Annotated in this window: 6 protein-coding genes; all 6 read left to right on the plus strand. The window is 61.4% G+C overall.

Translation table 11 applies throughout. The features are described from left to right. Positions 1 to 52: 52 nt before the first annotated feature. Positions 53 to 1,294: an MFS transporter gene (locus AC1DQK_RS18955; RefSeq protein ID WP_477873392.1), complete on the plus strand. Its 1,242-nt coding sequence runs from the start codon at positions 53 to 55 to the stop codon at positions 1,292 to 1,294. 197 nt (positions 1,295 to 1,491) lie between these two features. Continuing rightward, the gene (locus AC1DQK_RS18960; RefSeq protein WP_477873394.1) at positions 1,492 to 2,340 is read left to right on the plus strand and encodes an N-acyl homoserine lactonase family protein; all 849 of its coding nucleotides are present in this window, start codon (positions 1,492 to 1,494) and stop codon (positions 2,338 to 2,340) included. 43 nt (positions 2,341 to 2,383) lie between these two features. Next, entirely contained in the window at positions 2,384 to 3,574 is a 1,191-nt protein-coding gene (locus AC1DQK_RS18965) for a cytochrome P450 (protein ID WP_477873401.1), read from the plus strand. A 48-nt stretch (positions 3,575 to 3,622) separates the two neighbouring features. After that, positions 3,623 to 4,015 (plus strand): RidA family protein, encoded by a 393-nt coding sequence (locus AC1DQK_RS18970; RefSeq protein WP_477873396.1) that lies wholly within the window; start codon positions 3,623 to 3,625, stop codon positions 4,013 to 4,015. A gap of 144 nt (positions 4,016 to 4,159) precedes the next feature. Then, positions 4,160 to 4,540, plus strand: coding sequence for a DoxX family protein (locus AC1DQK_RS18975; RefSeq protein WP_477873397.1), 381 nt, complete (start codon positions 4,160 to 4,162; stop codon positions 4,538 to 4,540). A gap of 143 nt (positions 4,541 to 4,683) precedes the next feature. Next, positions 4,684 to 5,744, plus strand: a 1,061-nt coding sequence (locus AC1DQK_RS18980) for a cytochrome P450 (RefSeq protein ID WP_477873399.1), incomplete at its 3' end; no start/stop codon positions are given.

The raw sequence follows: 5,744 nt of genomic DNA on the forward strand, positions 1-5,744 counted from the left end.
CCTCCAGACCGGCCGGGACTTGATAGGATCCGGAACGAGCAAGGATGTTGGGATGGCGAGCTCCCTGACTAACGATTCCGATCCCGCCTATGAGTGGAAGGCGGTACTGCTGCTGAGTCTCGGGTTCGGGCTCGTGGGGCTGGACCGCTGGATCATTGCACCCTTGGCTCCGGAGATCATGCACGACTTGGGGATGAGCCCCGCGCGGATCAATGTCCTTGTTGCCATCCTCGGGATCACCTGGGGGGTGGCTGCGGCCGCGATGGGGCATCTCTCGGATCGGGTCGGCCGCCGCAAGGTCATGCTGCCGGCGCTACTGATCTTCTCGCTCGCTTCGGGACTGTCAGGCCTGGCCGGCGGGTTCACCAGCTTGCTCTTGATCCGAGGCATAATGGGCGTCTCCGAAGGCGCGTTCTGTCCCGTCAGCTTCGCTGCGACCGCGGAAGCGTCGAAGCCATCCCGCATCGGGTTCAATCAGGGCCTGCAACAGAGCATGTTCGCGTTGTTCGGACTGGGATTCGGCCCCATTCTCGCGACCTGGCTGCTTGAATTCACGTCGTGGCGCGGGGTCTTTGCTATTGTTGGCCTACCCGGCCTCGTGCTCACGGTTCTGTTGTGGAGGGTCATCCGGGAGCCGGACCAGGTGCAGCAGGCCATCCACACAGGCGCACCACCGAGATCCACGCGCAAGGCGCTCAAGGTGCGAAACATCCGCCTGGGGATGGTCGGATTGCTCTGCGCGATGTGCGGCATTTTCGTGATCAGCGCGAACACGCCGATCTATCTGGCAGAATATCTCAAGCTGCCCCCGATGCAGGTGGGGCTCGTGACCTCGGCCATCGGGTTTGGTGGATTTGTCGGCCTTTGGATGCTCCCGGCACTGTCGGATTTCTTCGGACGCCGGGTGATGGCCATCCTCGGCTTCGTCGGCGGGGCTGCGTTCACCTATTTCTTCATCGTGCTGGGCGCGCAGCCCACGTTCCTGTTCGCCGCGCTGTTCGGCGCAACCGCCTGCAGCTTCGGGGTGCTCTCCCTGCTTACCGGGCCTGTGGCATCGGAGTCGGCCCCGCCTGGCATGGTCTCGACGGCATCCGGGGTGATCATCGGCGTAGGCGAGATCTTCGGAGGTGGGCTGGCCCTGCTTGTAGCCGGCTACATCATCGCAGCCTTCGGCATCCAGTACATGCTCTATCTGGCGCTGGGCGGGCTGATGCTGGGCGCCGTCGTGATGACTGGACTGGAGGAAACAGCGCCCCGCAAGCGGCCGCAGGTAGGTGGGGTAGCGGCGGTATGACCGACAGATTTTTGAGAGAATATTCCGACGTGTCGGTGGGCAAGACAACAAGGGTTGAGCGAATGCAAATCTGCTTCGATTCTGCTACTAAGTTGCTGGAGATTTAGGAGAGTTTTATGGCACCCCCCCTTGTCGGTCTAGGACCGCGGCTTGATACCGATTACTCGATCTGGCCCCTGGCGTATTGCCAATCCGAGATGCCTCAGGACTTCTTCGGAGGAGCCATCAAGTTCAGCAACATGGGCACGATCCGTGTGCCGATGATCTACACGCTGCTGGTCGGCGGGGAGGTCGGCGGCAAGCAGCACGTCGCTCTGGTCGATTGCGGCTTCCGCAATGACCATTGGGCCGCGAAATACGGGTTCGCCAGCTGGGAGGAACCGCGCGATGTTCTGGCCCGCGTCGGCTTCGCCCCCGAAGATGTCGAGGTGATCCTGGTCACCCATATGCACTTCGACCATATCGGCAATTTCGAAGCCTTTCCTAATGCCAAGCTCTATATCCAGATCGACGAGTATCTCGGTTGGTCGGACATCGTGTGCTCCGCGCACCAGTATGAAACCGAAGAGGAAAAGGCTTTTATCTTTTCGTCCTTCGATCCCGCGGATCTGATCCGCGCCGCACAGGGTTTGGCCGAGGGTCGCGTGCGTTTTATTCGCGGTGACGAGGAGGTTCTGCCGGGTATCACGGCGCGGCTGGCCAAGGACAGCCACACCTTCGGCAGCCAATGGTTCGAAGTGCAGACCCGCAACGGCCCCTTCGCCGTCGTTGGCGACGTGGTCTACTGGTATTCGAACATCGAGAGCATGTGGCCTTCGGGCTACCATCAGGGCAACGTGATGAACCAGCTGAGTGTCTTCCGCCAGATTCGCGAGACGTTGAAGCAGAAGATCGACCGGGTCATTCCCGGACATGATCCCAAGGTGTGGGATCGCCACAATTCATGGTTGGCGCCGAGTGGAAATCAGATCGCGGAGGTCAACCTGCGAGAGGGTGACACCACGAGGAAGCCGGACGTGTCCGTCCAGAAGATCATTCACACATGATCTGCGCCCTGCATGCCGACCTGATCCAAGGAAAGGGACTTTGATGACTTCCCTCCCGGTTTCCGATGTTAATCCGTTCGACCTTGAACGGCGGCTAGAGCCCTACGCGTTCTACGAAGAACTGCGGGAGATGGGCCCTGTCGTGCACCTGCGGACGCTCGACCTCTACGCGGTCAGCCGCTTCGCCGACGTGCGCCGGGTCCTTGGCGATCAGCGCGTCTTCTCCTCGGCGCAAGGCGTTGTGCAAAATGCCGCGATGAATGCAGCGATGGCGGGGTCGATCGTCGGCACCGACCCGCCGGAGCACACCCGCCTGCGCGGGATTCTCGGTCGCCCGCTGACCCCGGCGAGGCTCGCCCCGATGCGCGACATGCTCTCCCAGCTCAGCGTGCGGCAAATTACGCGAATCCTGGACAACGGTGGCGAGGTCGAGGCGGTGTCGCAGATCGCGTGCCATCTGCCGCTCTCGGTGGTCACCGAGTTGGTTGGGATGCCCGACGATGCCACCGACCGCATGCTTCCCTGGGCCGCCGCCAGTTTCAATGGCATGGCCCCCGATATCATGCCCGGCACGGCCCCCGCGCTGGCCACTATCGGCGAGATGATGGGCTATATCGCCGACCCGGGATTGCCTGAACGGCTGCGGCCCGGCAGCTGGTCCGCCCAGCTGCACGAGGCATCGGTGGGTGGCGAGATCGATTACGAGCAGTTTCTCAGCATGCTGCAGGGCTATCTGATGCCGTCGCTTGATACGACGATCTTCGCGATGTCGAACCTGTTGTGGCTGATGGCCAACAATCCGGACCAGTGGGAACTGCTCCGATCCCGGCCCAGTCTCATTCCGCGCGCCATTCACGAGGCCATTCGCCTGGAGAGCCCGGTGCAGTTCTTCTCGCGCGTGGCGACGGAGGACACGGAAATCGACGGTGCTCCGATCAAGGCTGGTTCGCGCGTGTTCGTCATCTATGCGTCGGCCAATCGCGATCCCCGTCGCTTCGAGAATCCGGACCAATTCCAGATCGAGCGCGACAGCACCGACCATGTCGGCTTCGGGCACTCGGCTCACCGTTGCGTGGGCATGAACCTGGCGCTGATGGAACTCACCGCAATGCTCACGGCTCTTGTCGGCAGGGTGGGCGCGATCGAGCTCGTCGAGGCCAAGCGGGCCGACAACGCCATCCTGCGGGGTTTCCAGAAGCTCGCGCTTCGTCTGGTCCCATTGGCAGGCGCCTAGCGCCCATCTTCAATCCCTAATCCTCATCTTTGCAAAGGATCGAATGACATGTTTGTAGTAAGGAATCCCCAGTCGATCGCCAATCCGGTGGGAGCGTACAGCCACTCGGTCGAAATCCCGGCCGGCGCCCGAATCCTGTCAATCGCTGGGCAGGCCGGCATCAAGCCCGACGGAACGCTGGCTGAGGGTTTCGAGGCCCAGCACGAGGAAATCTGGAAGAACGTGCTGGCCATTCTTGCCGAAGCGAACATGGGGCCGGAGAACCTCGTCCACCTCAACGTCTATTCGACCGACGCCAGCGCAATCCGCTTCCTGGCGCCGCACCGCAAGAAGTACCTGCCCGAAGGTTACCTGCCGACTTCGACCTGGGTTGTGGTGTCCGCTCTCGCCAACCCGAACTGGGTAGTCGAGATGGAAGCCATCGCCGCTAAGGTCGACTGATCGCTCAGCACTGCCCTGCCGCCTTTGCGGTGGCCAGGGCAGTGCAGCCGTCGGCTTCAGGCCAGGTCTCTGAGTTGCGCAGGGTTCGCTGCTCTCGTGTCCGATGACTTGAATTCGGTTCTTGCACATGCCTCGGGGGGTATCATGAATGCTATCGTATTTCCGGATTTGACTGACGCCATTGTCCAGCTTCGCATTCTCTGCGGACTCCTCTTCATTCCGCACATTCTCGCGCAGTTCACCGCCAAGGATGCCGTTTTCGGCTTTTTCGAGGCCACCGGGCTCAAGCCAGCATGGCTTTTCGTGCGGACTGCGTTGGTCGTTCAGACGCTCGTGCTTTTCGGTTTGGTACTTGGGATCTACGTATTCTACGCGGCGTGGCTGGGTGGCATCTTCATGATCTGTGCGGGACTGGCGGCGTTCAAAGTCTCCAAGGGGCGCTGGGTCTGGAACCTCGGAGGCTGCGAGTTTCACATGTTCTGGGGCTTGTGCTGCATTATCGTCGCACTTCACAGCCCGGCATAATGTGTAGAGGCGCATAGAGCGCGCCGCTCCGATGTTGAAACGACTGATGACGTCGGAGAAATGGTGCGGTCCCGTTTCCGAGAACGTCCGTCGCCGAGACGGACAGGTCGTTGTCTACCTTAAGCAATTCCAGGAGTACCGACATGGCATTCAATATTCCTGACGTGGACATCGATATATACTCGGCGGAGGCGCTTGCCGATCCGTACGAGAATTATCGCATCTTCCGGGACACGGCCCCGATCGTGCGCCTTCCCAAATACGATCTCTATCTCATGGCGCGGTTTGCGGACGTGCAGGCGGCGTTGAAGAACAACCTATTGTTCTGTTCGTCGAGCGGCGTTGCCATGAACGACCTGATGAACAAGGCGATAGCGGGCAGCACGCTCTTCACCGACGCGCCTTCGCACAGCACCTTGCGCTCGATCGTCAGCCGGCCGCTTACGCCAGCCCGACTGACCGAGCTGCGTCAGGGACTTTACGATCTCGCCGAAAAACTGGTCGAGCGCCTGGTGGCCAAAGGCGATTTCGATGCCGCGACCGAACTCGCGCCGCATCTCCCGGTCACGGTGGTCTCCGAATTGGTCGGCCTGCCCGAGGAAGGGCGCGAGCGGATGCTCATATGGGCCGGCGCGGTGTTCAACTCCTTTGGACCACGGGGCCTTGAGCTGACGGAAACCGCGCTTCCGATATTGGACGAAATGGTGACCTATGCCCGCGGTTGCACCGCCGATCGCGTGAAGCCGGGCAGCTGGGTCGCCAAACTCTACGAAGCGGCCGAGAACGGCGAGCTCAGGCCCGAGCAGGTCGGGCCGGTGATGGGCGACTATCTGGGCCCGAGCCTGGACACCACCATCCTTGCCACGGGCAGTGCGATCGCCCTGTTCGCTGAAAACCCCGATCAATGGGACAAGCTGCGCGCGAACCCGACGCAGATCCCCAACGCGGTCAATGAAGCGATCCGGCTCGAGAGTCCGGTACAGGGCTTTTCCCGCGTGTTGACCGATGATTTTTCGGTGGAAGACCAGCGCCTCCACAAGGGCGCTCGGGTTCTCGTGATGTATGCATCGGGCAATCGCGACGAACGGCGTTGGGAAGACCCCGAGCGGTTCGATATCACGCGGCGCGCGAACGAACAGCTGGGCTTCGGCCACGGCATCCACATGTGCATGGGCGCCAATCTCGCCCGGATGGAAATCTCTGC

The organism is Rhizorhabdus sp. P4_G5 (genome assembly GCF_056401065.1).

Bases quoted from the DNA above. Each gene is read 5' to 3' on its own strand.
- AC1DQK_RS18955 (WP_477873392.1), top strand. From the start codon at position 53: ATGGCGAGCTCCCTGACTAACGATTCCGATCCCGCCTATGAGTGGAAG.
- AC1DQK_RS18960 (WP_477873394.1), top strand. From the start codon at position 1,492: ATGCCTCAGGACTTCTTCGGAGGAGCCATCAAGTTCAGCAACATGGGC.
- AC1DQK_RS18965 (WP_477873401.1), top strand. From the start codon at position 2,384: ATGACTTCCCTCCCGGTTTCCGATGTTAATCCGTTCGACCTTGAACGG.
- AC1DQK_RS18970 (WP_477873396.1), top strand. From the start codon at position 3,623: ATGTTTGTAGTAAGGAATCCCCAGTCGATCGCCAATCCGGTGGGAGCG.
- AC1DQK_RS18975 (WP_477873397.1), top strand. From the start codon at position 4,160: ATGAATGCTATCGTATTTCCGGATTTGACTGACGCCATTGTCCAGCTT.